We start from the raw sequence: 25,539 nt of genomic DNA, 5'->3' as shown, positions 1-25,539 counted from the left end.
CGCGCGGCTCATGACGACGCGAACCGATCTTAGCGACAGCCCGCTCATCGAGGGACGGGACGACCTCCTGTCGGTGTTCGCGGGAGGCGAAAAGCCGCCCGAGCGCTGGCGGATCGGGACCGAGCACGAGAAGTTCGTCTATCGCCTCGCCGACCATCGCGCGCCCTCGTGGGACGAGCCCGGCGGGATTCGCGATCTTTTGATGGGCCTTACCGACTATGGCTGGCGGCCGGTCGAGGAGGACGGCAAGGTCATCGCGCTGACCGGCAGCGACGGGACGATCAGCCTCGAGCCCGCGGGGCAGCTCGAGCTGTCGGGCGCGCCGCTCGCCTCGCTCCACGAGACCTGCGCCGAGGCGGGCCGGCACCTCGAGCAGGTGAAGGCGGTCGGGGACCGGCTGGGGCTCGGCTTCCTCGGGCTCGGCATGTGGCCCGACAAGAGCCGCGCCGAGCTGCCGATCATGCCCAAGGGGCGCTACGGGATCATGCTCCGGCATATGCCGCGGGTCGGCGGCCTCGGGCTCGACATGATGCTCCGGACCTGCACCATCCAAGTCAATCTCGACTATGAGAGCGAAGCCGACATGGCGAAGAAGTTCCGGGTCGGGCTTGCGCTCCAGCCGGTCGCCACCGCGCTCTTCGCCAACTCGCCGCTGACGGAAGGGCGGCCCAACGGCTTCAAGAGCTTCCGCAGCCATATCTGGACCGACACCGATCCGCACCGGACGGGGATGCTGCCGTTCGTGTTCGAGGACGGCTTCGGCTACGAGCGCTACTGCGACTATGCGCTCGACGTGCCGATGTATTTCGTGATGCGCGACGGCAGATATATCGATTGCGCGGGCGAGAGCTTCCGGGCCTTCCTCGAGGGCAAGCTGCCGCAGCTGCCGGGCGAGAAGCCCACGGTCGCCGACTGGACGGATCATCTGTCGACCGCCTTCCCCGAGGTGCGGCTCAAGAGCTTCCTCGAGATGCGCGGGGCCGATGGCGGGCGCTGGGGGCGGATCTGCGCGCTGCCGGCCTTGTGGGTCGGGCTGCTCTACGACCGCCAGGCGCTCGACGCGGCCTGGGACCTCGTCAAGGACTGGACCATCGACGAGCGCGAGGAATTGCGTTCGGCGGTGCCGGCGCAGGCGCTCGAGGCCAAGGTGCCGGGCGGGCGGAGCATGCAGGAATTCGCCGCGCAGGTGGTCGAGATCGCCTCGATGGGGCTTAGCAACCGAGCCAAGCTCGATGCGGGCGGGACCAACGAGGTGGGCTTCCTCGACCCCTTGCGCGAAGTGGTGGCGACGGGCGTCACCCCGGCCGACCGCTTGCTCGCCTGGTACAATGGCGAGTGGGGCGGCGACGTTTCCCGCGTCTATGACGAGCTGAGCTTCTGAGCATGAGCGAGCGCCGCACTCTCTATCCGCCGATCGAACCCTATCGCACCGGGATGCTGGAGGTCGGGGACGGCCACCGGCTCTACTGGGAATTGTGCGGCAATCCGGACGGCAAGCCGGTGGTCTTCCTGCACGGCGGGCCGGGCGGCGGCGCGAGCCCTTCGCACCGACGGCAGTTCAATCCCGAGCTCTATCATATCCTCGTCTTCGACCAGCGCGGCTGCGGGCGCTCGACGCCCTTTGCGAGCCTCGAGGCGAACACGACCTGGGACCTCGTCGCCGACATCGAGAAATTGCGGACCGAGGTGATGGGCTGCGCGCGCTGGCAGGTGTTCGGCGGGAGCTGGGGATCGACCCTTTCGCTGGCCTATGCCGAGGCGCATCCCGACCGGGTCACCGAGCTGGTGCTGCGCGGCATCTTCCTGTTCGACCGCTACGAGGTCGACTGGCTCTACCAGGAAGGCGGCGCGTCGCAGGTCTATCCCGACGGCTGGGACGAGTTCGTGGCGGCGATCCCCAAAGAGGAGCGCGGCGACCTCCTCGAGGCCTATCACAAGCGGCTGACCAGCGCGGACGAAGCGGTCCAGCTCGCCGCGGCCAAGGCGTGGAGCAAGTGGGAGGGGGTTACAGTCACGCTGCTTCCCGACCCGTCGGTGATCGAGGACTTCACCGAGCCGCATAAGGCAATCGCGGTGGCGAGGATCGAGAACCACTATATGCGCAGTGGCGGCTGGCTCGAGGAAGGGCAACTGCTGCGCGGGGTCGAGAAGATCCGCCATATTCCGGGCGTGATCGTGCAGGGCCGTCACGACAGCTGCACGCCGCCCAAGGCCGCCTGGGAATTGCACAAGGCCTGGCCGGAGGCCGAGCTGCACATCATTCCCGACGGCGGGCATCTCTACAGCGAGCCCGGGGTCCTCGACCAGCTGGTGCGCGCGACGGACCGCTTCGCCGGCCTATAGGTCGGGCAGGGCCTGGCGGGCCTGGCCCCAGCCCTTGAGACCCCTCGCCGCCGCGCGGTCGAGCAAGGTCCGCGCATCGCGGATCGACCAGATGTTGGCGCCGACAAGATCCGGCAGCTCGTCCCAGGCGACCGGCGCCGCTACCGGCGCCCCTTCGCGGGCGCGGGCCGAATAAGGCAGGACCGCGGTCGCGCCGCGCTGGTTGCGGAGCCAGTCGAGGAAGATCCGGCCCTTGCGCTGATTCTTGCGGATATTGGCGGTGAAGGTCTCGGGCTCGGCCTCGGCGATGGCGCGGCTGAAGCGCTCGGCAAAGCTCTTCACGGTCGGCCAGTCGCGGCTCTGGTCGAGCGGCGCGACGACGTGGATGCCCTTCCCGCCCGAGAGCAAGGGGAAGGTCTCGAGTCCGAGGTCGGCGAGGAGGTCGCGGAGGCGAAGCGCGGCGGTCCTCACGCGCGCGAAGTCGAGGCCCTCGTCGGGATCGAGGTCGAACACCAGGCGGTCGGGCATTTCGAGCGGATCGATCCGGCTGCCCCAGCCGTGGAATTCGATCGTGTTCATCTGCACGCATTCGAGCGCGCCGATGGGTTCGTCGACGAAGAGATAATCCTCGGTCGAGCCGTCGCTTTCCTTGACCGGAACGTGCCGAACGTGGGCGCCCATCGAGCCGCTGTCATGCTTCTGGAAGAAGCAGTTCTTCGAGCGGCCGGAAGGGCAACGGATGAGGGTCATCGGGCGGTTGGCGAGGTCGACCATAAGGAGGTCGGCGACCGCGGCATAATAATCGGCGAGGTCGCCCTTGGTGAGGCCATCCTCGGGGAAGATGACCCGGTCGGGCGAGGTCAGGCGAAGGTCGAAGTCGGCGGCGGTGCGGAGGTCCGCCTTTTTTACCTTGGAGGCCTTGGAGGCCTTGGTTTCCGACGGCGCAGCGGCCTTGGCGCCGTCGCCTTTCCCCCTCCGCCCCTTCGGGGCACCTCCCCCCGGTTCCCGGGGGAGGAACGAGGCGGATTCCAGCACGACGTCCTTGGCGGGCTTGTCTTCGCGCAGGCCAAGGAAGCTCGGATGCCGGAGGACGCCGTCGCTGGTGAATTCGGTAAAGGCAATTTCGGCGACGAGGCTCGGCTCGATCCAGGTCGAGCCGCGGCGGGCGGCGCGGGGGATTTCGAGTGCGGGTTCGTCGCGCTTCATCGGCGCCATGCGCTCGCTCAGAGCCTCGATCGTCTTGGTGTCGAAGCCGGTACCGACCTTGCCGACATAGCGAAGGGCGCCCTTCTCGTTCACGGCGAGGTGGAGCGAACGGAAGCCGCGGCGCTTGTCGCTCGCCTGCCAGCCGACGATGACGAACTCCTGGCGGGCGATACACTTGATCTTGAGCCAGCATTTGGTGCGCGTGCCGCGATAGGGGGCGCCGGCCTTTTTCGAGATGATCCCCTCGCCGCCGTCCTTGCAGATGCGGTCGAACAATTGCTCGCCCTTGCCGACGATATGGTCGCCATAGACGAGCGGCGCCGGCACGCCCTTGAGCAGGGCAGCGAGGCGCTGCTTGCGCTCGAGATTGGAAAGGCCCGTGACGTCCTCGCCGCGGTCGGTGAGCAGGTCGAAGGCGTAGTAGGCGAGCGGCGGCCTGTCGGCGCCCTTCCCGCCCTTGAGGGTCGACTGGAGCAGCTGGAAGTTGGGCTTGCCGTCGGGGTCAAGCGCGACCGCCTCGCCGTCGAGCAGGCAGCCGGCGGGCAGCGAGGCGGCCGCAGCCTCGGTCAGCTCGGCGAAGAAGTCGCTCCAGTCCTTGCCGTTGCGGGTCCAGGCGAGCGCGGCACCGTCGCCGACGCTGAGGAGCAATCGATAGCCGTCATATTTGAATTCGTGGAGCCAGCCACTGCCGGTCGGGACATGGTCGGCAAGCGTCGCGAGCTGCGGAGCCTGGAAAGCCGGCGGCGGGGTGACCTTGCGCTTGGTCCGCCCGCCCTTCTTGCCCGACCGGTTGCTCTCCCACACATCCTCACCGGCTGCGATTTCAGCCATGCTGCGCTCGCTCTCGACGCTGGTCAGGCAGTGCTCGACCAGGGCATCGCCCTCGTCGGGCCTGGCGAAGTCGTCGGTGACCTTCTTCAGCATCCATGCCTCGCCCTTCTCACCGGGCTTGGGCTTCATCCGGAACATCACCCATTCCCCTTTCATCCGCTCGCCCTCGAGGGTGAAATGGAGATGGCCTTCCGCGAGCGTCTTGCGGGGATCCTTGTCGGGATGCGGGATCCAGCGGCCGCGATCCCACAGCATGACCGTGCCGCCGCCATATTCGCCGGCGGGGATGATGCCCTCGAAACTGCCGTAGTCGAGCGGATGGTCCTCGGTCCGCATCGCGAGACGGTTGGTCCTGGGGTCGAGCGACGGGCCGCGGGGAACGGCCCAGCTCTTCAGCACGCCGTCGAGCTCGAGGCGAAAGTCCCAGTGGAGGCGCGAGGCGTCATGCTTCTGGACGACGAAGCTGTCACCCTCGCCCTTCAGCTTGCGCCCCTTGGGCTCCTTCGTCTTCGCGAAGTCGCGCTTGGCGTTGTAGGTCTCGATGTCGAGGCCCTTGGGGCGGGGGGATTTAGCCACGAATGTTCTCCTGCGAAGGCAGGAACCCAGTGATTTCGATCGACCCGCCAGAAGATACTGGGCCCCTGCTTTCGCAGGGGAGCATCACCGCTTTCCTCCCGCTGCCTTCTTGGCCGGGGCCGGCTTCTTCGGCGCGCTGGCTTTCTTGGCGGCGGGCTTGGCCGCGTTGTCGCCGCCGTCGCCGAGGCTCTTCTTGAGGGCGGCCATGAGGTCGATGACGTTGCTCTTGGGCTTTGTCTCCTTGTCGGGGTCCTGGATGACGAGGCCCCCGCCCTTCTTCTTGCGCTTCTGCTCGATCAGGCCCTTCACCGCGTCGACGTAGCGATTGTGGAATTCGCCCGCGTCGAACTTGCCGCTCTTCTTGTCGATCAGCGTGGTGGCGAGTTCGAGGAGGTCGGCATCGGGCTCGCTGTCCTCGATGTCGCGGAAGTAGCTCGACGCCTTGTTGAGCTCGTCGGCGTAGCGGAGCGTCTCCATCAGCATGCCGCGCCCGCAGGGCTTGATCGCGACGACATATTCCTGCCCGCGCATGGCGAGCTGGCCGATCCCGACCTTGCGCGCGCGGCGGAGCGCTTCCCGAAGGACGATGAACGCTTCCTCGGCGAGGTCGTCGGCCGGGACCACGAAATAGGGCTTTTCGTAATAGAGCGGGTCGATGTCGTCGACGTCGACGAACTGGGCGAGCTCAAGCGTCTTGCGGCTCTCGAGCTTGACGCTCTCGATCTCCTCGGGCTCGAGCAGGACATATTCGCCCTTGGTCACCTCGAAGCCCTTGACGATGTCGTCGGTGCTGACCGGGCCAATGCCGGGGACGACCTTCTCATATTTGACCCTCTTGCCGGTCGGCTCGTGAATCTGGTGGAAGGCGATTCCGGCGCCCGACTTGGACGCGGGATAGATTTCGACAGGGATCGAGACGAGCGCGAGGCGGATGTGTCCGCGCCAGCTGGGACGGGCGGCCATGGGCGTGGCTCCTCCAAAAATCGTTACGCACCGGAATCGCTTGGGAGCGCCGGCTTGTTCCGATAAGTTGCACGGCCATGGCCTATCCCGCGATCAACACCGCCCTGATCGTCGCCGCGCAGCAGGGCGCGGCCAGCGCCGAAGGGCTGCTCGGACAATTGCGCAAGGGCGGGGCGATCCATGCCAGGGCAGCGATGCCGCTCGACGTCTCCGCCAAGGGCGCACCCGAAATGCTCGCCTACCTCGTCAAGCGCGGGCAGGTCCGGAGCGCTGGGGGCGAGCGTTACTGGCTCGACGAGGAGGCGATCGCACGCGGCAAGGCCGCCGGCGCGCGGGTCGCCTTCATCCTCATCGCCTTTCTCGCCAGCGCGGGCGCAAGCCTGCTCGCGATCGCCGCGCGCTAGGCGTCAGGCGACCCCGTCGGCGTCTAGCGCATAGCCCGCGCTGCGGACGGTGCGGATGAGGTCGGGCTCGCCGAGCGACAGGCGCAGACGGCGGATGTGGACGTCGACCGTCCTCAATTCGATCTCCTCGCTGTGCGGCCAGACGGTCTCGAGCAGCTGCTGGCGCGAGAAGACCCGGCCGGGATGCTCGAGGAAGTGGCGCAGCAGGCGATATTCGGTGGGACCGAGGCTGAGCGTCTTGCCGTCGCGCTTCACCCGGTGGGCGCCGATGTCCATCTCGAGCCCGCCATAGTCGAGCGTCTGGGCGGCAAGCGCCGGGCGGACCCGGCGGAGCACCGCGGCAGCGCGGGCGACCAGTTCCTTGGGGCTGAACGGCTTGGTGATATAGTCGTCGGCGCCGGTCTCGAGGCCGCGGATCCGGTCGTCCTCCTCGCCCCGTGCAGTCAGCATCAGGATCGGAAGGTTGGAGGTGGTCGGGCGGCGGCGCAGGCGGCGGCAGACCTCGATCCCGCTGATCCCCTCGATCATCCAGTCGAGGATCATGAGATCGGGACGGATCTCCTCGGCCAGCAGCAGCGCTTCCTCGCCGTCGCCGGTGCGGGTGACGGCATAGCCCTCGCGCTCGAAATGATAGGTGATGAGGTCGGCGAGCGAGCGGTCGTCCTCGACCAGGAGCAGGCGTCCCTGGGCCGGCATCAGAGGGCGATCCCTTCGGGGCCCTTGACCCGGTCGGCCATGTGCTGGCCGGTCGCCGCATAATAGACCATCTCGGCGATGTTGGTGGCATGGTCGCCGACCCGCTCGAGGTTCTTGGCGACGAACAGAAGGTGCGCCGCCTGGCCGATGTTGTGCGGGTTCTCCATCATGTGCGTGAGGAGGGTGCGGAAGACGCTGTCGTAGAAATCGTCGACCGCCTTGTCGCGCGCGCTGACCCGGACCGCGGCCTCGGCGTCGCGCTGGACGAAGGCGTTCAGCACGTCGTGGACCATGCTGCTGGCGATCCGCGCCATCTCGGGGAGGAGCGACAAGGGCTCGATCTTGCCGGCATTCTCGAGCACCGCGACGCGCTTGGCGATGTTCTTGGCATAGTCGCCGATCCGCTCGACCACGCCCGAGATCTTGAGCGCGGCGACAACGTCGCGAAGATCGCCCGCCATCGGTGCGCGGAGCGCGATCAGCTGGATCACCCGGCGCTCGGTCTCGACCTCAAGCGCGTCGATCTTCTTGTCCTCGGCGATGACCATCTGCGCGCCTTCGCTGTCGCGTTCCGACAGGCAGCGCATCGCCTCGATGATCGCATGCTCGGCGCGGCCGCCCATCTCGGTGATGAGCGCGCGCAGCCGGTCGAGATCCTCGTCGAACGCCTTGAGCGTATGTCCTTGCGTAGCCACGTATCCTGTCCCCCTCAGCCGTAGCGGCCGGTGATATAGTCCTGGGTGCGCTGCTCGCGCGGGTTGGTGAAGATCTCCTTGGTCTTGCCGTACTCGATCAGTTCACCGAGGTGGAAGAAGGCGGTCCGCTGGCTGACCCGCGCCGCCTGCTGCATGTTGTGGGTGACGATCGCGATCGCGTAGCGGCCGCGAAGCTCGTGGATCAGCTCCTCGATCTTGGCGGTCGCGATCGGGTCGAGCGCCGAGCAGGGCTCGTCCATCAGGATGACCTCGGGATCGACCGCGATGGCGCGGGCGATGCAGAGGCGCTGCTGCTGGCCGCCCGACAATGCGGTGCCGCTCTCGGCGAGGCGGTCCTTGACCTCGTCCCAGAGGCCGGCGCGCTGGAGGCTCTTCTCGACGATCGCGTCGAGTTCGTCCTTACCCGCGGCAAGCCCGTGGATGCGGGGGCCGTAGGCGACATTCTCGTAAATCGACTTGGGGAAGGGATTGGGCTTCTGGAAGACCATCCCGACACGGGCGCGAAGCTGGACGATGTCCATGTCGGGCGCGTTGATGTCGTGCCCGTCGAGGGTGATCCGGCCGGTCACGCGCGCGCCCGAGATGGTGTCGTTCATCCGGTTGAGGCAGCGCAGGAAGGTCGACTTGCCGCAGCCCGACGGGCCGATGAAGGCGGTGACCTTGTCGTCGTGGACCTCGATCGAGACGCCCTTCAGCGCTTCCTTCTCGCCATAGAAGACGCGGACGTTCTCGGCGCGCATCTTGGGCTCGGGGCCGCTGACGCTGTCGGGGTGTATGACCGCCCCACCCTCTTCCTCGTCGGAGCCATGGTCCTCGACCTCGGGGACGGGCACGCCGGCCCCGTCGCGAGCGGCTTCCGCGGCGATGGCGGTCGAGGGGAAAGGCACCGGCGAATTGGTGACCAGGGGTTCTTTTTCGTTGTTCATATCAGCGGCCTTACCAGCGGCGCTCGAAGCGGTTGCGAAGATAGATTGCGAGGCCGTTCATGAGGAGCATGAACAGCAGCAGGACGATGATCGCCGCACTGGTCTTCTCGACGAAGGCGCGGTCGACCTCGTCCGACCAAAGGAAGATCTGGACCGGAAGCACGGTGGCGGGATCGGTGAAGCCCTGCGGCGGCGTGGCGATGAAGGCCCGCATGCCGATCATCAGCAGCGGCGCGGTCTCGCCCAGCGCACGAGCCATGCCGATGATCGTGCCGGTGAGGATCCCCGGAAGCGCGAGCGGCAGGACATGGTGGAACACGACCTGCATCTTCGACGCGCCCACCCCCAGCGCCGCGTCCCGGATCGAGGGCGGCACCGCCTTGATCGCGTTGCGCCCGGCGATGACGATGACCGGCATGGTCATCAGCGCGAGCGTCAACCCGCCGACGAGCGCGGCCGAGCGCGGCAGGTGCATGAAGTTGAGGAACACCGCGAGGCCAAGCAGGCCGAAGATGATCGAGGGCACGGCGGCGAGATTGTTGATGCTGACCTCGATGAAGTCGTTCCAGCGGTTCCGCCGGGCAAATTCCTCGAGGTAGACGGCGGCGAGCACGCCGATCGGGAAGGCCAGCGCCATGGTCACGACAATGGTCAGGAACGAGCCCTTGAGCGCCCCCCAGACACCGACCTGGGTCGGGTCGGTCGCATCGCTGGCGGTGAGGAAGCCTTCGCTGAACCCGCCGATCCCGCGCAAGGTCATGGTGACCAGCAGGAAGACGAGAAAGGCGAGGCTGATCAGGATGGCGGCAAGGCCCAGCCCCTTGAACAGGCGCTCGGACGCGTAGCGGCGGGCGACGCGCCGCTTCATGGCCTCGCTCGACCAGCGGCCGGCTGACTTACTCATAAGCTTCCCGATACTTGCGCACGACGCGCAGCGCGATGAGGTTGAGGAACAGGGTCACGAGGAACAGGACCAGCCCGAGCGCGAAGGCCGCGAGGGTCTTGGGGCTGTCGAATTCCTGGTCGCCGGTCAGCAGCTGCACGATCTGCGTGGTGACGGTGGTGACGCTGTTGAACGGATTGGCGGTGAGGTTGGCCGAAAGGCCTGCCGCCATCACCACGATCATCGTCTCGCCGATCGCGCGGCTGACGGCGAGGAGCACCCCGCCGACCACGCCCGGAAGCGCGGCGGGGAGGATGACCTTGCGGATCGTCTCCGACCGGGTCGCGCCGAGCGCGAGGCTGCCGTCGCGCATCGACTGGGGCACGGCGGCGATGCTGTCGTCGGCCATCGAGCTGACGAACGGGATGATCATCACGCCCATGACGAGTCCGGCGGCGAGCGCGCTTTCGCTAGACGCGCTTTCGATGCCGATGGCGAGGCCGAGGTCGCGGACCAGCGGCGCGACGGTCAGCGCGGCGAAATAGCCGTAGACCACGGTCGGCACGCCGGCGAGGATCTCGAGCAGCGGCTTCAGCACCTTGCGCAGCCCGGCGGGCGCATATTGGGTGAGGAAGATCGCGCTCATCAGGCCGAGCGGGATGGCGACGATCATGGCGATGATCGCGCCGATGAAGACCGTCCCCCAGAAGAGCGGGATCGAGCCGAAGGCACCCGACGAACCGGCCTGGTCGGCGCGGATCGCGACCTGGGGCGACCATTGCAGCCCGAACAGGAAATCGCTTGCCGGGACCATCGAGAAGAAGCGGAGCGTCTCGAACAGAAGCGAGAGGACGATCCCGAAGGTGGTCAGGATGGCGATCAGCGAGGCGGCGACGAGCAGTCCCATCAGCCAGCGCTCGACCCCGGCCCGGGCGCGGAAGTCGAGGCCCACGCGCGACAGGGCCCAGAGACCGCCGGCGAGCGCGAGCAGGATGGCGCCGATACCGCCGATCAGCCCGTAGCGACCGAGCGCGTCCTGGTAGACCGGCACGAGTTCGCGGGCGAGCGGGGTGAAGGCGAGGTCCGAGGCGCCGCTCGCGACCGCGCGGGCCTCGCCGAGGATCGAATCGCGGGCAAGGTCGAAGGCCGGCAGCTGCTGGCCGGCCGGGCTCGCCATGACCGCCTGGTCGACGAGGCCGTTCTGGATGGGGCTCCAAGCGGCGAGGAACAGGAGGGCCGGGATAGCGGCCCAGATAAAGGCAAAGCCGCCGTGGTAGGCGGGCAGGCTGTTGAGCCGCTTCCGCCCCTCGCCCGCCCCCTGGAGGGCAGCCGCCCGGCCCCGCGCCACCGCGAAGACCGCGGCGGCGACGACAAGGACGAGGACGAGGGACAGAAGCAAACTCACGGTCCGGGCCTTACTTGAGCGACGCCGGGTCGAGCGGGGTCATCTCGGTCGCGGCCTTGGTCGCGGCCGCGCCGTCAGCGCCCTTGAACGGCACGAGGCCGCGCTTCTCGAGCAGGCCGCCCGGGGCCCATTCCTTTGCATAGGCTGCGAGGAAGGCCTTCATGGAGGGCTTCACCGCCGCATGCTCGCCCTTGGCATAGATGTAGAGCTTGCGAGCGCCCGGATAGCTGAGATCCTGGATGGTGGCTTCGGAGGGAAGCACGCCATTGATCTCGACCGGACGGATCTTGTCGGCATTTTCGGCGAGGAAACTGTAGCCGAGCACGCCGATGGTGCCGGGGTCGGCCTCGACCTTCTGGACGAGCAGATTGTCATTCTCGCCCGCCTCGACGAACACGCCGTCCTCGCGGATCTTGGTGCACAGGTCCTTGTGCTTGGGCTCGTCGCTCTTCTTGAGCGCCTTCATCGCGGGATCGCTCTCGCAACCCTTGGTCAGCATCAGCTCGGCAAAGCTGTCGCGGGTGCCGCTGGTCGGCGGCGGGCCGAGGACACGGATCTTGAGCGCGGGCAGCGCCGGATTGACGTCCTTCCAGGTCTGCGCCTTGTTCGGGCCCTTGCCATAGGGATTGGCGGCGACCGCGGCGTAGATGTCGGCGAGCGTCACCTTGAGCGGCGCGGCCTTGTTCGATTCGATCAGGGTCAGGCCGTCGATGCCGATCGGAATCTCGATCACCTGCTTGGCGCCGGCGGCCGCGCAGGCGTCATATTCGCTCTTCTTCATCGGGCGCGACGCGTTCACCATGTCGGGGAACTTCGAGCCGACGCCTTCGCAGAAGAGCTTGATGCCCGAGCCGGTGCCGGTCGATTCGACGATCACGCTCGAGCCCGGGTTGGCCTTCTGGAAGGCCTCCGCAATGGCGGTCGTGAACGGATAGACGGTCGAGGAACCGACGATCTTGAGCTGCGATGCGGCATTGTTGCTGCCGCCCCCGCCGCACGCCGCCAGCGTCATGGCGAGCGGCAGCGCGACCCAGAACTTGGTCATGGTCTTGGCTTTCTCCATCAGGGCCCAGATGCCCCCCGACCCGCCCCCTAGCGGGGGACCAGAGGCCGCAGTGTGACGCCAGCATGACAAAGTGATGACAATGGCCGGGTCAGGCCTGCGGCAGGCGGACCTCGACCTCGGTTCCGCGACCGAGCGTGCTGCGGATGTCGAGGAGGCCGCGATGGCGCTCGACGATCTGGGCGACGATGGCGAGGCCGAGGCCGGTCCCGCCCTGATCGCGGCCACGCGCCGAATCGACCCGGTAGAATCGCTCGGTCAGGCGCGGGAGGTGGATGGCGGCGATGCCCTCGCCATGGTCGCGGATGACGAGGCGCTGAAGCGGCCCGGCCGCGGTCAGCGCGACGTCGATCGCGTCGCCCGGCTTGCGGCAGCCGTAGCGGATGGCGTTGGCGACGAGATTGTCGACCACCTGGCGAAGCTGGGCCTCGTCCCCGGGAATGGCGGGGAGGTCTTCGGCAAGTGCGAGGCGGATGGCGCAGCCGCGTTCGTCGAGCAGCGGCTGGGCAGCCCTGACTGCCGCTTCAACGATGGTGGCCAGCGCGACCTTGCCGGTCGGTCCGCGGAAGCGGTCGGCCTCGATCCGCGACAGGCTCATGAGGTCGCGGATGATCTCCATCATCCGGCCGGCCTGGTCGCCGATCTGGGTCGCGAAGCGCTGGCGGAGATCGTCGGGAAGCGGGCCTTCCTCGGCGAGGGTTTCGGCAAAACCGAGCACGGCGGCGAGCGGGGTGCGCAGCTCGTGGCTGGCGTTGGCGACGAAATCGACCTGCGCCTTCTCGGCGGCGCGGCGGGCGGAGCGATCGACCAGCCGGACCAGCAGCTGGCCCTGGCCGAGCCTGGTCAGCGCGACTTCCCAGCTTCGCTCGACCCCGCCGATGCCCCGCACCTCGACGCTGCGCGACTGGCCGGCGAGGATGGCGTCGAGCGCCTGGGGCTGGCGGACGGCGAAGCGGACGTCCTGCCCCACCAGCTGGTCGCCGAGGAGCGCGCGTGCCGCCCGGTTGGCGGCAAGCGTCCGGTCGCCCGAGACGATCAGCGCGGGCTCCTCGAGCGCGTCGAGCAAGGCAGTGACGAAGGGCGGGAGGGTCATGGCGACCCTTGGCTATTGCGTCGGGCGGTCCCAGGCAATCGACTGGCTGCGCCAATGTTCGACGAGGGTCGTGCGCCAGGCCCCGACCGCGATCAGCGCGAGGATCGGATAGGACCAGAAGGCCAGCGCCGCGCCGAACACGAAGCGCATCAGTTCGGGATTGATGAGCTTGAGCAGATGGACGCTGGTGGCGGTGAGCTGGAGGCCCGCGACCCACATCGGCCAGAAGCGCTGCGAGCGGAGGGCGATGAACAGGAAGGAGGCGAGGACCGAGGCGTCGACCACGAACAGGAAGGGATCGAAATCGCCCCAGCGGTCGCCGAGCGCGTGCGAGGTCGCGGCGGTCAGCCCGGTCCCGACGACGCAGGTGCAGGCCGCCCACTTCTCGTCGAGGCGGCCGCGCCAGAAGGCCAGTGCCACCACCAGCAGCAGCAGCGCATAATAGACGAGGATCCGCATCACATGACCGGACACCGCCGGCCGGGGGCCGACGGCGTCCTGCGTGTCGGATGCGGGAGGGTCGTCAAGCGACCACTCGGAGCGCCGCGAGCTCGGGCTTCGGGCACTCCTGGCCGTCGCCGAAGGCAATGGTGCGAAGGCCCGGGACATGCTGCTTGGCGTCGAGCAGCGCCGCATGGCAATTGGCCATGCCGCCGCGGGCGGTGACCAGCGCGCTCAGCGAATGGGCGACCTGTTCGAGCGCGCCATGGCCGGTCGCGATCCCGACGCCGGCGATCGAGCGCGCCCGGATCATGCGGTTCTGGAGTTCAGCGAGTTCGATGAGGGCGGCTTCGATGCTGTCCTCGACCGCCCGCACCTGGCTTGCGACATCGACGGCCGTCTGTTCAAGAATCTGCCTGCGCATGACCTCTCCTTGCCGGAAGCCGCGACTTCCGCGCCGAATGTGGGTCCGAACGGTCAGGCGTCGGGGCCTCGTCAGGGACGGACCAGGCGGGCCAGGCTTTCGAGCCCCGCGAGGAACATCCCGGCCGAGAAGCTGGCGGCGATCGCAAAGCCCGTGATCGCTACCAACCGTTGTCCCACGCTCCACCCGTTGCGGGGTTGCTGTGGTGTGGACCACGGAAGAAACAGGGAGGGCCGGAACTGAGGCCTCTGCTCGGTTTCGAGGCGTTCTGCCCCGGACCCCCCTGTGCGATCAGCGTGCCGAATCTGTAAACTGACCGCCCCGTCGATGTGCGGTCCGGCGGCAGCGGCGTCGATGTCCGGCGCTTGATGTATCAATCGCTGATATGGCGGTTCGGACGGCACCGTCTCGGACGCCGCAGGTGTCGATGCCAGGGCTTCGATGGCCAGGGCACGGTCATAGGCGTCGACGAGGCGCGCTGCTTCGCTGCGGCGCGTGACGCCGAGCACGCGGATCGCACCGCGGACGCGCTGGTCGACCGTGTGGCTGGAAATCCCGAGCCTGCTCGCGATTTCCTTCGAGTTGAGGTGGCGATTGACGAGACGAAGCACTTCGAGCTGGCCATTGCTCAGCTGCGAGCAACGACCCGATGCGGCAAACTCTGCCCCGCCCACTATGCTCGGCCCCCCGACCGGCTCAACATCACGCGTCGACCCCAATCCTGCCAAGGCATTGAAGGCCATGGTCAATAATTACCAGATAATACGCGCAAAAGTGAGTCCGCAATAAAGCTACCATTTTGGGAGAAATGGGCAGAAATTCCGGATTTCTCCCAAATAGCCGTGACGCGCAGGCGCGATCGCCGCCGCAACTGTAGCGAAGATTCGCGAATCAGTTTCGACTCGCAACCATTTCTGTGGGTAAGTCCCGGTCCGCCCCGCGGCGGTAATGGTGGAGAGGGCTGGATTCGAACCAGCGTACGCTTGCGCGGGCAGATTTACAGTCTGCTGCCTTTAACCACTCGGCCACCTCTCCACGAGGTCAGGCCGGGCGCCAATGCCCCCCGGCCGGTGCGCTGTCAACGCTTTGACTAACGTCTGACCGTATCTTCCAGCCTGCGGACCCCCACGCCGAGCATCCGCGCGCTCCCCGCATCAAGGGTGAGCGGAGCAAGACGATCCGAGGCCGGGTTGTGCCGCCCGAGCAGATAGGCGGCGCTCGTCCGCCCCACGCCCGAGCCCGCGCGATAGGTAGCGTTGAAGGCGACGATCGGCACGAACAGCGAGCGGCCCTGCGCTTCATAGGCGCGGATCGCGCCGCGCGGCATGCGGATCTCGTGGCTGACGGTGGTCGTCTCCATCGGCAGGATCTCGGCGATGCCCTGGTCGGTCGAGGCCGCCCGGGCGAAGAAGGTCCTGAGCTCGTCGGACTGGGCGTCACCCGCGTTGAGGGCAAGCGCTTCGACGACGACCTGGCGTGCCGGCGCGGCGCCGCCATTCACCACCAGCAGGTCGAAGCGGATCAGCGCCTCGGTCTCGTTGAGCAGCACCTCGCGCACCTGGAGGTCGAGGTCGATCCAGGGGCGGAGCCGGCGGCTGACGACCGCGCCGACCGGCGCGGCCGGAACGGGCGCAGGCGCAGGCGCCGGTGCAGGAGCCGGCGCGGGCGCGGGTGCCGGCGAACGGAGGCGAGTGGTGACGATGCCCGTCGGATTGGGCGCGACGGGTTGGCGCGGTTCATCCGCGACCGGCGTTCGCGCCACAGGAGCCGGGCGCGGTGCGGGCGCGGGCGGCGCGACGGGTCGCTCGACCGGCGGCGCATAAGCCTCCGTCGCGCCGGCATAGCCGAGCCGGGCACTACGGCGGCGACGCTGGCGCAGCAGGAAGGCCAGCGCCACCCCGCCGAGCACCGCGACAAGGGCCCATGGCCACCAGAGGAAGGTACTCGCCGGCGCCGCCGTGTCGGTCGCTCCCTGGGTGACCGGGGGAACGGCGACAGGCGCGGTTTCGAAAGCCGGCGACGGGACGGCGTCACCAAGCGGGATCGCGACCGACGGTGCGGGCTCGACCGATCGCGACGGCGTCGATGCGGCCGGCGTCGTCGGCGTCGCGGTAGTGGTCAGCGGCGCCGCGGCGGCGGGGCCGGTCCCTGGCGCCGGGCGCTCGGCGGGCGCCGTCGTCGTCCGCGCAGGCGCGGGCGTGCCGGTCGGAGGGGCACTGGCTGCCGGCCGACCCGGGACCGGGGCGGTCTCGGCCGGCGCGTCCGTCCGCGGGGTCGGCGCCGGCGTGGTCCGGGTGCCGGGAAGCGAGAAATCGCGCAGTTGCTCAGGGCCGACGGTCCCTTCGCGCGGGGGCGGCGACGGGGTGACGACATTGGCGGCGCCAGGGGCCGTCTGGGCGAGCGAGGCGCTGCTCAGCAGCAGGCAGGCAAGGGCAAGGCAGGTCCGCGGCACGGGGTCGTTCAATTTCATCGGCTTAGGGAAGTTGATGTCCCTTTGAACCGTTCGTGCCGCGGCGGCAAGCCATCAGCCCGCTAGCGGGCGTCGACGAGCACCAGCTCGGCGTCCGCATCGGCCTCGATCCGGAGCGCGCTCTCGCCGGTCACCGCAATGCCGTCCCGCGCCGACGCCGCGACACCGTTCACCCGCACCGGCGCCGAGGGCACCAGATAGAGGTGACGCGCCGGATCGGCTTCGAGCGTGATGGTCCCCCCGGCCTTGAGCGTCGCGCCGAGGATCCGCGCATCGGCGTTGATCGTCAGCACGCCATCGTCGGGGTTGCCGCTGGCGAGGAGCTGGAAGGCACCGTCGCGGGCCTCGCGCGGGAAGGGCATTGCCCCCCAGCTCGGGTTGGCGCCGGTCCGGTCGGTCTCGATCCAGATCTGGAAGAGCGTCGTTTCCTCGTCCTCGAGATTATATTCGGCATGGACGACGCCCTTCCCGGCGCTCATCACCTGCACGTCGCCGGCGCCGGTCCGGCCCTTGTTGCCGAGACTGTCCTGGTGCGTGATCGCGCCGGTGCGGACATAGGTGACGATCTCCATGTCGCGGTGCGGGTGAGGCGGAAAGCCCGACTTGGCCGCGATCCGGTCATCGTTCCAGACGCGGATCTTGCCCCAGCCCATGCGGGCCGGGTCATGATAATTGGCGAAGGAGAAATGGTGACGTGCGTCGAGCCAGCCATGGTCGGCGTGGCCGAGCGAAGCGAAGGGGCGAATGTCGATCATGTCCGGGAAGGTGGAGGCTTGTCCGGGCGGCCTCAAGTGTCAGCGCTGTAACTGCAGGCCCGAGGCGTAGAGCGCCGCTTTTTCGGCATAGAGGAGCGCGCTTCCCTCGAGGGTCTGGAGCTCGCTGTCGGTAAGCGGGCGGACGATCCGGGCGGGGACCCCGACGATGAGGTGGCCGGGCTCGAACGTCTTGCCCTCGGGGATGAGTGCCCCTGCCCCGACGAGGCAGCGCTCGCCGACGAAAGCCCCGTTCAGCACCCTTGCGCCCATGCCGATCAGCGCGCCGTCGGCGATGGTGCAGCCATGGAGGATCGCCTGGTGGCCGACGGTCACGCGCCGGCCAACGGTCAGTGGGGCATGGGGATCGCTGTGGCAGACCGCCCCGTCCTGGAGGTTGCTTTCCTCGCCGATGAGGATCGGCGTGTTGTCGGCCCGGACCACGGCCCCGAACCAGATGCTGGCGCGGGCGCCGAGGCGGACGTCGCCGATGAGATCGGCGGACGGCGCGGCCCAGCTCCCCTCGCCAAGGGTGGGGGCGACCGAACCGAGGGCATAGCGTGGCATGGACGCGATGATAGGCGCCGCCGCATCCTTCGCAAACCACCGCTTTGCGAAGCGCATTTCGTCGTCTAGCGCGTTTGAATGCCTACGTTTCTTGAAGGCGGGGGCGAATGTGGCGCCCTCATTCTCGCTCGTGACTGGTCGGACAGTCTCGGGCCTGTCGCGTCGTGGCCGACGAGCCTCAAGGCCGCCACCGGACTGATCCTCCGGTCCCCCGTCCCCATCGTCATGCTGTGGGGCGAGGACGGGATCATGCTCTACAACGATGCCTATTCGGTCTTCGCCGGGGGTCGCCACCCGCAGCTCCTGGGCTCGCGGGTCCGCGAGGGCTGGCCCGAGGTCGCCGACTTCAACGACCATGTGATGAAGGTCGGCCTCGCCGGAGGCACCCTCTCCTTCCAGGACCAGGAGCTGGTCCTCCATCGTCATGGCCGTCCCGAGACGGTCGCGATGAACCTCGATTATTCTCCCGTGCTCGGCGACAACGGCCGGCCGGCGGGCGTGCTCGCCATCGTCATCGAGACCACCGCGAGGCTCGCCGCCGAACGCTCGCTCCAGCAGCGCGCGGAACGGCTGACGCTGTTCGATCGCCTGTCGCAGGCGGTCCGCAGCCTCTCCTCCCCGACCGAGATCATGGGCGTTACCGCGCAGCTTCTCGGCGAGCATATGGACGCCTCGGTGGTCGCCTATGCCGACATGGAGGAGGACCAGAACATCTTCACCATCCGCGGCAACTGGGCTGCGGAAGGAATCCAGAGCATCGTCGGGCGCTACAGCCTCGACGATTTCGGCGCGACCGCGGTGGCCGAGCTGCACGCCGGTCGGCCGCTGATCACCAACGACACGCTTGCCGAACTCGGGCCGGTCGAGGGCAAGGCGCTGCTCGACCTCGGGCTCGGGGCGACGGTCTGCATGCCCTATGTCCGCGCCGGCCGGCTGGTCGCGCTGATGGCGGTCCACCAGAAGGAGCCGCGGACCTGGACCGCGGAAGACCTGTCGCTGATCGCCGAAGCGACCGACCGCAGCTGGGCGCATGTCGTTCGGGTGCGGTCCGAGGCGATCCTGCGCGAGAGCGAGGGCCGCTTCCGCAACATCGCCGACCACACGCCGGTGATGCTGTGGGTGACCGACGAGACCGGCTATTGCACCTATCTCAACCGCACCTGGTACGATTTCACCGGGCAGAACGAGGCCGAGGGCGAGGGCTTCGGCTGGCTCGACGCGGTCCATGATGACGACCGGCCGGCGGCCGAGCGCGCCTTCGTTCGGGCCAACGAGCAGCAGGTCGAGTACGAGACCGAGTTCCGCCTCCGCCGCAAGGACGGCAGCTACCGCTGGTGCATCGACGCCGCCGCGCCCCGGTTCGACGGTTCGGGCCGCTTCCTCGGCTATGTCGGCTCGGTCATCGACAATGACGAACGCCGCGAGGCGAGCGACCGCGTCCGCCGCAGCGAGGAACAGCTCCGCGCGGTGATCGACCAGATGCCGATTGGGGTCGCCATCGCCCGCGTGCCCAGCGGCGAGATCTTCCTCTACAACCAGGCGCTGGAGGAGATGCTCGGCCACCAGATCCTGTCCGAGGGCGCCGAAACCTATGATCGCTATGGCGGGATCGACGAGGAAGGCAGGCCCGTACCGGTCGAGGCCTATCCGCTCTACCGCGCGGTCAACGCCGGCGAGACCGTGATCGACGACGAAATGCTCTATCGCCGTCCCGACGGGCGGGTGATCACCCTCCTCGCCCAGGCCGCTCCGATCGTCGGGGATGACGGCAAGGCCGAGATCGCGATCGTCGCGCTGCAGGATATCACGCAGCGCAAGCAGGCCGACGCGCACCAGCAATTGCTCATCAACGAGCTGAGCCACCGCGCCAAGAACTTGCTCGCCATCATCCAGAGCCTTGCCCAGCAGAGCTTCAAGGGCGCCGGTTCGCCGGCCGAGCAATTGTCGCGCTTCGAGGGGCGCCTCGGCGCGCTGTCCGCTGCCCACGGCATCCTCACCCGCGAGAAATGGGAAGCCGTCCCGCTTCGCCGGCTGATCTGCGACACCTTCACCGCGGTGCGCTCGGACGACAACCGTCTGAAGCTCGACGGGCCCGACCTGATGCTCTCGCCCAAGGTCGCGGTGAGCCTGGCGATGGCGATCCACGAGCTCGCCACCAACGCGCTCAAATATGGCAGCCTCAGCACCGAAGGCGGCAAGGTCGCCATCCGCTGGAGCAACGAAAGCAGCCGGCTTCATCTCGATTGGAAGGAACATGGCGGCCCGACGGTCATTCCGCCTGAACGCCGCGGCTTTGGCAGCCGCATGATCGAGCGCGGCCTCGCCGCGGAACTGGGAGGGACGGTGACCATCCACTTCGAAAGCGACGGCGTTCGCTGCATCGTGGACGCACCGATGCCGGCTTATGCCTGACGTCTGCCGCCTTTTGCTGGTCGAGGACGAGCCGGTCATTGCCTTCGCCCTCGAGGATCTGGTCGAGGAGCTGGGCTATGGCGTCGTCGGCCCGGCGTTCAAGCTGACCGACGCGATGGCGATCGCCGCCGAAGGAGAGTTCGAGGCCGCGATCCTCGACGTCAATCTGAACGAGCAGCCGAGCTTCCCCGTCGCCGACATCCTGTCCGACCGCGGAATCCCCTTCCTGTTCGCCACCGGCTATGCCGAGAGCGGGGTCAACTGGAAGGGGCAGGCGGCGGTGATCGCCAAACCCTACGGACGCGACCAGCTGGCAAAGGCGCTTCGCGACCTCCTCGCATGATCGCTGCACCCGGCCTTGTGGCCGGGTGAACGGGCGCCCTCCCCTCCCTATATGCAGACCATGCTGACCGTCTGGTTCGATGGCGCCTGCCCGCTCTGCCGCCGCGAGATCGCCCTCATGCGCCGGCTCGACCGGCGCGGCCGGATCGAGTTCGTCGATGTCGCCGATCCCGGCTCGGCCGATCAATGCCCGATCGACCAGGCGGCGCTGCTTGCCCGCTTCCACGCGCGGGAGGATGGGACGCTCCTCAGCGGCGCCGCGGCCTTTGCCGCCATGTGGCGGGCGATCCCGCTGCTCCGGCCGCTCGGGCTTCTTGCCCGGAACCGTGCGGTCCTCGCTTTCCTCGAGCGCGCCTACCTCGCCTTCCTTCGGGTCCGTCCGGCCCTGCAGCGGCGGCTTGCCGCGTGAGTGACGACAAGGGACGCGCCGTCCCCCGCTCCCGCTTGGCCCGCGCCGGGCAGTTCGGTCGCCTCGCCGGCGGCCTTGCCGGAGGGATGCTGGCCGAAGGGGCACGGCGGCTCGCGGACGGACAGCGGCCCAAGACCCGCGACCTCCTGCTGACCCCGGCCAATCTCACCCGCGTCGCCGACCGGCTGGCGCACCTGCGCGGCGCGGCGATGAAGCTCGGGCAGATGATCTCGCTCGATTCGGGCGATTTCCTGCCGCCCGAATTGTCCGACATCCTCGCCCGGCTGCGGAGCAATGCGTTCCACATGCCCCCGGCGCAGCTGTCGAAGCTGCTGACCGAGGAATGGGGCCCCGACTGGCGCCGGCGCTTCCGCCGCTTCCAGGCGCATCCGATCGCCGCCGCCTCGATCGGCCAGGTTCATCGCGCCGAGACGCTCGACGGACGGGTGCTGGCGATCAAGGTCCAGTATCCGGGCGTCGCCGAGAGCATCGATGCCGACGTCGACAATGTCGCCTCGCTGCTGCGCCTGTCGGGGCTGCTTCCGGCCGAGCTCGACATCGCGCCCCTGCTCGCCGAAGCGAAGGCGCAGCTTGCGCGCGAAGCCGACTACAATCGCGAAGGCTTGCAGATGCGCCGTTATGCCGCCTTGCTCGAGGGCAGCGATGATTTCGTCGTGCCGGTCCTCGACGCGGAATTCACCACGCGCCGGGCGCTCGCCATGAGCTTCATCGAGAGCCGCCCGATCGAGGCGCTGGACGACGCGCCGCAGGAAATCCGCGACCGGGCGATGACGCGGATCGTCGATCTCGTGCTGCGCGAATTGTTCGACTTCGGCGTCATGCAGACGGATCCCAATTACGCCAATTACCGCCTGATGGACGACGGGCGGATCGCCCTGCTCGACTTCGGCGCGGCGCAGGACGTGCCGGCTCCGATCAGCGCCGGCTACCGGACCTTGTTGTCGGCCGCGCTCGATGGTGATGCCGAAGCGGTGAAGCGCGGCGCGGTCGCCGCGGGCTTCATCGGCCAGGCGGTCGCCGATCGCCACGGCGAGGCGCTCGATCGGATGGTGCGCGTCGTGCTGACCGAACTGCACCGCGATGCAGAGTTCGACTTCGGCGACCGGGCGTTTCTCGGAAGCTTGCGCGAGGAAGGCATGGCGATCGCCGCCGACCGCACCGCCTGGCACCTGCCGCCCGCAGACCTCCTGTTCGTCCAGCGCAAGATCAGCGGAACCGCCCTGCTCGGCGCCCGCTTCAAGGCGCGCGTCCCCCTGCGCCCCCTCGTCGCGAAGGCGCTGGCGGGCTGACGGTCTGCGGGAAAAGCCTCAGGCTTTGCGTCTGACCACGGCCAGAAGGCTGACCCCGAACGGCATCGAGAAACGGCCCATTGCTCCTGCCTCCAACGAGAAGATCTTCTTGAGAGCGCGATTGACGAACGAGCTCGGCAGTGCGTCGTCGGACTCGTGGCGGCCAAGGACCTTGTTCATGCCCCGGATCACGGCGATCAACGGAAAAAGGATCGTATTGAAGTAGGTCAGATACTGGATCTCGAAGCCGGCCGCAGTGAGCGCTTGCTGGAAGCTCTTCCTGGTGTAGCGGCGGTGGTGGTGGTGGGCGACGTCATGCGAACTCCACATCCACTCGTTCGCAGGAACCGTGACCAGGAGGGCACCGCCGATCTTGAGCACATCGTGGATGCGTTTCAGCGCGGCAGCGTCATCGTCGATATGCTCGAGCACGTCGAGCAGGGCCACCATGTCGAAGGTGGTCGTCCCATAGGGTGAAAGCGCGGGCAGCGACGCATCGGCTACGTCGCGGCCCAGACGCAGGCTTGCGAGATCACGCGCACCCGCGTCCATTTCGCAGGCGTTGAGGTGACCGAATTGCTGGAGCATCTCGAGGTTGTGACCGGTTCCGCAACCGATTTCGAGGATGCGCGCATCCTCGGGCGGAGCGACGACATGTCGAATCGCGCTCGCGAGAATTTTCCGGCGCGCCAGAAACCACCAATGCTCCTGGTCGAGCTCGGCCATGCGATCAAAGACAACTCGTTCCACTGTGGACGTCCTCCCTTTCGCCCACATTTGCAGAATCGAGGTGAAGTTTTCGTAAACCATTCCTGCTTATCGAGGATCGGGAAGGAGCGGTTCACGTGTCATTCCTATCCTCCCTTGATTCCGGTCGGACAACCGAGCGCTACGGAGCGTGCGACGCGCGGCCGCTTCTCTCCATCGTGGTTCCGGTGAAGAACGAGGAGAATGCGATCGAGCCGTTCCTGGCTCGCGTGCAGCCCATCCTCGAAGGCATCGCGGGCGATGCCGGCTGGGAAATCCTGTTCGTCGACGACGGAAGCAGTGACAACACGCTGGTCGCTCTATTGGCGTCCCATGCGGTCGAACCCCGGGTCAAGATCGTCTCGCTCTCGCGGAATTTCGGCAAGGAAGCAGCCCTCAGCGCAGGGCTCGACCTGGCGTCGGGGCAAGCCGTGGTGCCGATGGATGTTGATATGCAGGACCCCCCGGAAGTCCTGCCGCAGATGGTCGCCAAATGGCGCGAAGGCTATGAAATGGTGATCGGCATCCGGCGCTGCCGGTCCAGCGACACCCTGCTCAAGCGCACGTCTGCAAACCTCTTCTACCGCGCCCACAATCTGCTTTCGTCGGACAAGATCCCGGAACATGCCGGTGATTTCCGATTGCTGGACAGCCGCATCGTCGACGTCCTTCGCCGCCTGCCCGAGCGCAACCGCTTCATGAAGGGACTTTTCGCCTGGGCTGGTTTCTCGCAGACCACGGTCGAATATGACCGGGAAGAGCGAGAGGTCGGGTCGAGCAAGTTCAGTTTCTGGAAGCTCTGGACGCTTGCTCTTGACGGAATAACATCTTCGTCGACCGTTCCGCTTCGGGTGTGGAGCTATGTGGGTGCGGTCGTCGCCATGCTTGCGATCGCCTATGCGTCCTTCATCCTTGTGCAGACGGTCGTCTTCGGCGTCACGGTCCCAGGATATGCATCGCTCATTGTTTCCATTCTTCTGCTCGGCGGCTTTCAGCTGATCTCGCTTGGGGTCCTTGGTGAATATGTCGGACGCATACTCTCCGAGACCAAGCAGAGGCCCCTTTATGTCATCCGGGACAGAATTGGCCTGAGCCCTGAAAACCCCGAGCGTGCGAATGCCTAGGCGCGTCGACGAGAATCAGCGAAACCTCCGATGATCGGATCGCCATCGGGGCCCGGCCATACTGCCGGGACCTTCAGCCCGCCTGATGCGGAAGCCAATAAGTTCGGCGAATTCGCACGTCGCTGGCGCCTCGGCCCGGGATTTCCACTGCTGCCTCTGGTGATCGTCGGCTGCGTGATGCTGGACGTCAGACTGATCCAGGCGGTTCTTGCAAATCAGCCGCTCGGCCTGGACTTTCTTCCACTCTGGACCGCCCTTCGCGTCGAGAATGCGGCACGCGTCTATGACTTCGCGTACATCACCGAACTTCAAACCTGGCTGTTCGAGCGGAAGGTAAGACCGTTCATCAATCCTCCGTCGACCCTATCAATGCTGTGGGTCTTCGGGTCGATGCCGTTCTTCGTCGCATACGCATCCTTCATCACCCTCTCTTCCGCTCTGTTTGCCTGGGCGTCATCGAGGGTCGGCGCGGACTGGCGCCTCGTGCTCATACCTCACGTTTGCGTCCTGGTGATACTGGTCGGGCAGGTCACCTTCGTGGTTGGCGGGTTGGTCATGTTGGGCCTGACCATGCCGAAGAGACCGATCCTGCAAGGAGTGCTTTTCGCGCTTGCCGGGGCCCTGAAACCCCAGATGCTGCTCCTGCTGCCGATCGCGCTCATCGCTGGCGGCCGTTGGCGAACCATGATCGCCACCGCTGTCGTGAGCGGCGCGCTCGTGGCAATCTCCTGGCTGCTCGGGGGAGATTGGGTCGCGTGGCTTGGCGCCTTGGCTCGTTTCCGTGATCTCGTGGCAAGCGATCCGACCTTGGTCCGTATGTCGGCAACGCCCTATGCGCATATCGGTCCCTTCAGCCTGCTCCTGACCATTCCAATGGCGCTGGCTGCCGTCTGGTGGAGCTTCCGCGGGAAAAGCGTGCCGCTGCAGTTACTCGCCCTGCTTGGCGGCGCTATTCTCATCTCACCCTACGCCTTGGGATATGAGGTTGCATTGCTCGTCCCGGCGATCCTGGCACTCGAACCGAAACCGCGCGCAAGCACCTTCTTCTGGATCGCGCTGGTGCTCTTTGCCTCGCCGTTCCTGGCGATCCTTGCGGCGATTCCGGTCTTCTACATCCACATCAAAAAGCAATTGAGCGACAGTACCGGCAAATCCGTACAAGCGCAGCCGCAGCACGCGTTCTGAGCGGGACGCCTTGTTCGTCCCGGGAGCGACCAGGCGGGGCTGGCCTTTTGGCTTCTGGCTTTGACGCCGGTGCGCAAGCGGGAGAAGAGCATTCCCCATCATCCGATGGCGATCATGCGTCCGCCAGGAAAAGCAGCGGCCACGCCCGTGACGGAGAAGCTGGAGGATGGTGCCGCTTACAGGACTCGAACCTGTGACCCCCTCATTACGAATGAGGTGCTCTACCAACTGAGCTAAAGCGGCAGCGGGGGGCGCCCTAACAGGGTGCGGCG

At 67.3% G+C, this 25,539-nt stretch carries 25 protein-coding genes and 2 tRNA genes; 9 read left to right on the top strand and 18 right to left on the bottom strand.

Annotated elements, in window-relative coordinates; all coding sequences use genetic code 11:
* The first annotated feature begins 10 nt into the window (after positions 1-10).
* Together AC4GYU_RS05250 and pip are read left to right on the top strand one after the other, a co-directional pair.
* Positions 11-1,381, top strand: coding sequence for a glutamate--cysteine ligase (locus AC4GYU_RS05250; protein WP_491085840.1), 1,371 nt, complete (start codon positions 11-13; stop codon positions 1,379-1,381).
* Positions 1,382-1,383: 2 nt separating this feature from the next.
* Entirely contained in the window at positions 1,384-2,343 is a 960-nt protein-coding gene (gene pip / locus AC4GYU_RS05245) for a prolyl aminopeptidase (RefSeq protein ID WP_491085839.1), read from the top strand.
* Here the strand turns inward: pip and ligD are convergent.
* Together ligD and ku are read right to left on the bottom strand one after the other, a co-directional pair.
* Positions 2,338-4,935 (bottom strand): DNA ligase D, encoded by a 2,598-nt coding sequence (gene ligD, locus AC4GYU_RS05240; RefSeq protein WP_491085838.1) that lies wholly within the window; start codon positions 4,933-4,935, stop codon positions 2,338-2,340. The genes pip and ligD overlap by 6 nt on opposite strands.
* Positions 4,936-5,019: 84 nt before the next feature.
* Positions 5,020-5,898, bottom strand: coding sequence for a non-homologous end joining protein Ku (ku, locus tag AC4GYU_RS05235; RefSeq protein ID WP_491085837.1), 879 nt, complete (start codon positions 5,896-5,898; stop codon positions 5,020-5,022).
* Between the two features lie 77 nt (positions 5,899-5,975).
* Here ku and AC4GYU_RS05230 point away from each other — a divergent pair, with 77 nt between their 5' ends.
* Positions 5,976-6,302, top strand: a complete 327-nt coding sequence (locus tag AC4GYU_RS05230) for a hypothetical protein (RefSeq protein WP_491085836.1) — start codon at positions 5,976-5,978, stop codon at positions 6,300-6,302.
* Between the two features lie 3 nt (positions 6,303-6,305).
* Here the strand turns inward: AC4GYU_RS05230 and phoB are convergent, their stop codons facing one another.
* The 14 genes from phoB to AC4GYU_RS05160 all read right to left on the bottom strand — a co-directional run bounded on the left by phoB (position 6,306) and on the right by AC4GYU_RS05160 (position 17,738).
* Positions 6,306-6,998 carry a phosphate regulon transcriptional regulator PhoB gene (gene phoB / locus AC4GYU_RS05225; RefSeq protein WP_491085835.1) on the bottom strand — a complete coding sequence of 231 codons (693 nt, stop codon included), beginning with the start codon at positions 6,996-6,998 and terminating at the stop codon, positions 6,306-6,308.
* Positions 6,998-7,693, bottom strand: a complete 696-nt coding sequence (gene phoU / locus AC4GYU_RS05220) for a phosphate signaling complex protein PhoU (protein ID WP_491085834.1) — start codon at positions 7,691-7,693, stop codon at positions 6,998-7,000. Before phoU ends, phoB begins: the two co-directional genes overlap by 1 nt.
* A gap of 14 nt (positions 7,694-7,707) precedes the next feature.
* Complete coding sequence (gene pstB / locus AC4GYU_RS05215) at positions 7,708-8,454, bottom strand: phosphate ABC transporter ATP-binding protein PstB (RefSeq protein ID WP_491086883.1); 747 nt, start codon at positions 8,452-8,454, stop codon at positions 7,708-7,710.
* A 196-nt stretch (positions 8,455-8,650) separates the two neighbouring features.
* Positions 8,651-9,544, bottom strand: coding sequence for a phosphate ABC transporter permease PstA (gene pstA / locus AC4GYU_RS05210; protein ID WP_491085833.1), 894 nt, complete (start codon positions 9,542-9,544; stop codon positions 8,651-8,653).
* Positions 9,537-10,928, bottom strand: coding sequence for a phosphate ABC transporter permease subunit PstC (pstC, locus tag AC4GYU_RS05205; protein WP_491085832.1), 1,392 nt, complete (start codon positions 10,926-10,928; stop codon positions 9,537-9,539). The genes pstA and pstC overlap by 8 nt, the downstream gene beginning before the upstream one ends.
* A gap of 10 nt (positions 10,929-10,938) precedes the next feature.
* The gene (locus tag AC4GYU_RS05200; protein WP_491085831.1) at positions 10,939-11,973 is read right to left on the bottom strand and encodes a substrate-binding domain-containing protein; all 1,035 of its coding nucleotides are present in this window, start codon (positions 11,971-11,973) and stop codon (positions 10,939-10,941) included.
* A 109-nt stretch (positions 11,974-12,082) separates the two neighbouring features.
* Complete coding sequence (locus AC4GYU_RS05195; protein ID WP_491085830.1) at positions 12,083-13,084, bottom strand: sensor histidine kinase; 1,002 nt, start codon at positions 13,082-13,084, stop codon at positions 12,083-12,085.
* A 12-nt stretch (positions 13,085-13,096) separates the two neighbouring features.
* The gene (locus tag AC4GYU_RS05190; protein WP_491085829.1) at positions 13,097-13,558 is read right to left on the bottom strand and encodes a hypothetical protein; all 462 of its coding nucleotides are present in this window, start codon (positions 13,556-13,558) and stop codon (positions 13,097-13,099) included.
* Positions 13,559-13,607: 49 nt separating this feature from the next.
* The gene (locus AC4GYU_RS05185; protein ID WP_491085828.1) at positions 13,608-13,949 is read right to left on the bottom strand and encodes a hypothetical protein; all 342 of its coding nucleotides are present in this window, start codon (positions 13,947-13,949) and stop codon (positions 13,608-13,610) included.
* Between the two features lie 71 nt (positions 13,950-14,020).
* Positions 14,021-14,692: a response regulator transcription factor gene (locus tag AC4GYU_RS05180; protein ID WP_491085827.1), complete on the bottom strand. Its 672-nt coding sequence runs from the start codon at positions 14,690-14,692 to the stop codon at positions 14,021-14,023.
* A 206-nt stretch (positions 14,693-14,898) separates the two neighbouring features.
* Positions 14,899-14,984: transfer RNA gene (locus AC4GYU_RS05175), tRNA-Tyr, on the bottom strand.
* Positions 14,985-15,039: 55 nt separating this feature from the next.
* Positions 15,040-16,419 (bottom strand): hypothetical protein, encoded by a 1,380-nt coding sequence (locus AC4GYU_RS05170; protein WP_491085826.1) that lies wholly within the window; start codon positions 16,417-16,419, stop codon positions 15,040-15,042.
* A gap of 62 nt (positions 16,420-16,481) precedes the next feature.
* Positions 16,482-17,174 (bottom strand): pirin family protein, encoded by a 693-nt coding sequence (locus AC4GYU_RS05165; protein WP_491085825.1) that lies wholly within the window; start codon positions 17,172-17,174, stop codon positions 16,482-16,484.
* Positions 17,175-17,213: 39 nt separating this feature from the next.
* Positions 17,214-17,738, bottom strand: coding sequence for a gamma carbonic anhydrase family protein (locus AC4GYU_RS05160; protein ID WP_491085824.1), 525 nt, complete (start codon positions 17,736-17,738; stop codon positions 17,214-17,216).
* Positions 17,739-17,816: 78 nt separating this feature from the next.
* Here AC4GYU_RS05160 and AC4GYU_RS05155 point away from each other — a divergent pair, with 78 nt between their 5' ends.
* The 4 genes from AC4GYU_RS05155 to AC4GYU_RS05140 are packed head-to-tail and all read left to right on the top strand — an operon-like array spanning position 17,817 to position 22,211.
* Positions 17,817-20,150 (top strand): PAS domain S-box protein, encoded by a 2,334-nt coding sequence (locus tag AC4GYU_RS05155; protein WP_491085823.1) that lies wholly within the window; start codon positions 17,817-17,819, stop codon positions 20,148-20,150.
* Positions 20,143-20,493, top strand: a complete 351-nt coding sequence (locus tag AC4GYU_RS05150) for a response regulator (protein ID WP_491085822.1) — start codon at positions 20,143-20,145, stop codon at positions 20,491-20,493. Before AC4GYU_RS05155 ends, AC4GYU_RS05150 begins: the two co-directional genes overlap by 8 nt.
* 60 nt (positions 20,494-20,553) lie before the next feature.
* Positions 20,554-20,901 carry a thiol-disulfide oxidoreductase DCC family protein gene (locus AC4GYU_RS05145; RefSeq protein WP_491086882.1) on the top strand — a complete coding sequence of 116 codons (348 nt, stop codon included), beginning with the start codon at positions 20,554-20,556 and terminating at the stop codon, positions 20,899-20,901.
* Positions 20,898-22,211 carry an ABC1 kinase family protein gene (locus tag AC4GYU_RS05140; RefSeq protein WP_491085821.1) on the top strand — a complete coding sequence of 438 codons (1,314 nt, stop codon included), beginning with the start codon at positions 20,898-20,900 and terminating at the stop codon, positions 22,209-22,211. The genes AC4GYU_RS05145 and AC4GYU_RS05140 overlap by 4 nt, the downstream gene beginning before the upstream one ends.
* 18 nt (positions 22,212-22,229) lie before the next feature.
* Here AC4GYU_RS05140 and AC4GYU_RS05135 read toward each other — a convergent pair whose 3' ends face one another.
* The gene (locus AC4GYU_RS05135; protein ID WP_491085820.1) at positions 22,230-22,937 is read right to left on the bottom strand and encodes a class I SAM-dependent methyltransferase; all 708 of its coding nucleotides are present in this window, start codon (positions 22,935-22,937) and stop codon (positions 22,230-22,232) included.
* A 119-nt stretch (positions 22,938-23,056) separates the two neighbouring features.
* Between AC4GYU_RS05135 and AC4GYU_RS05130 the strand changes: the two genes are divergently transcribed.
* Both AC4GYU_RS05130 and AC4GYU_RS05125 read left to right on the top strand, forming a co-directional pair.
* On the top strand, positions 23,057-24,082 hold the full coding sequence (locus AC4GYU_RS05130; RefSeq protein ID WP_491085819.1) for a glycosyltransferase family 2 protein: 1,026 nt from the start codon (positions 23,057-23,059) through the stop codon (positions 24,080-24,082).
* Positions 24,083-24,112: 30 nt separating this feature from the next.
* Positions 24,113-25,267 (top strand): glycosyltransferase family 87 protein, encoded by a 1,155-nt coding sequence (locus AC4GYU_RS05125; protein WP_491085818.1) that lies wholly within the window; start codon positions 24,113-24,115, stop codon positions 25,265-25,267.
* Positions 25,268-25,434: 167 nt separating this feature from the next.
* On the opposite strand, the gene AC4GYU_RS05120 is transcribed toward AC4GYU_RS05125, so the two are convergent.
* Positions 25,435-25,510 (bottom strand) — tRNA-Thr (locus AC4GYU_RS05120).
* Positions 25,511-25,539: the final 29 nt, after the last annotated feature.

This window comes from Sphingomonas sp. SP2, from assembly GCF_058313385.1.
The sequence above is the reverse complement of the archived record's forward strand: the minus strand, read 5'-3'. Positions and strand labels throughout refer to the sequence as shown.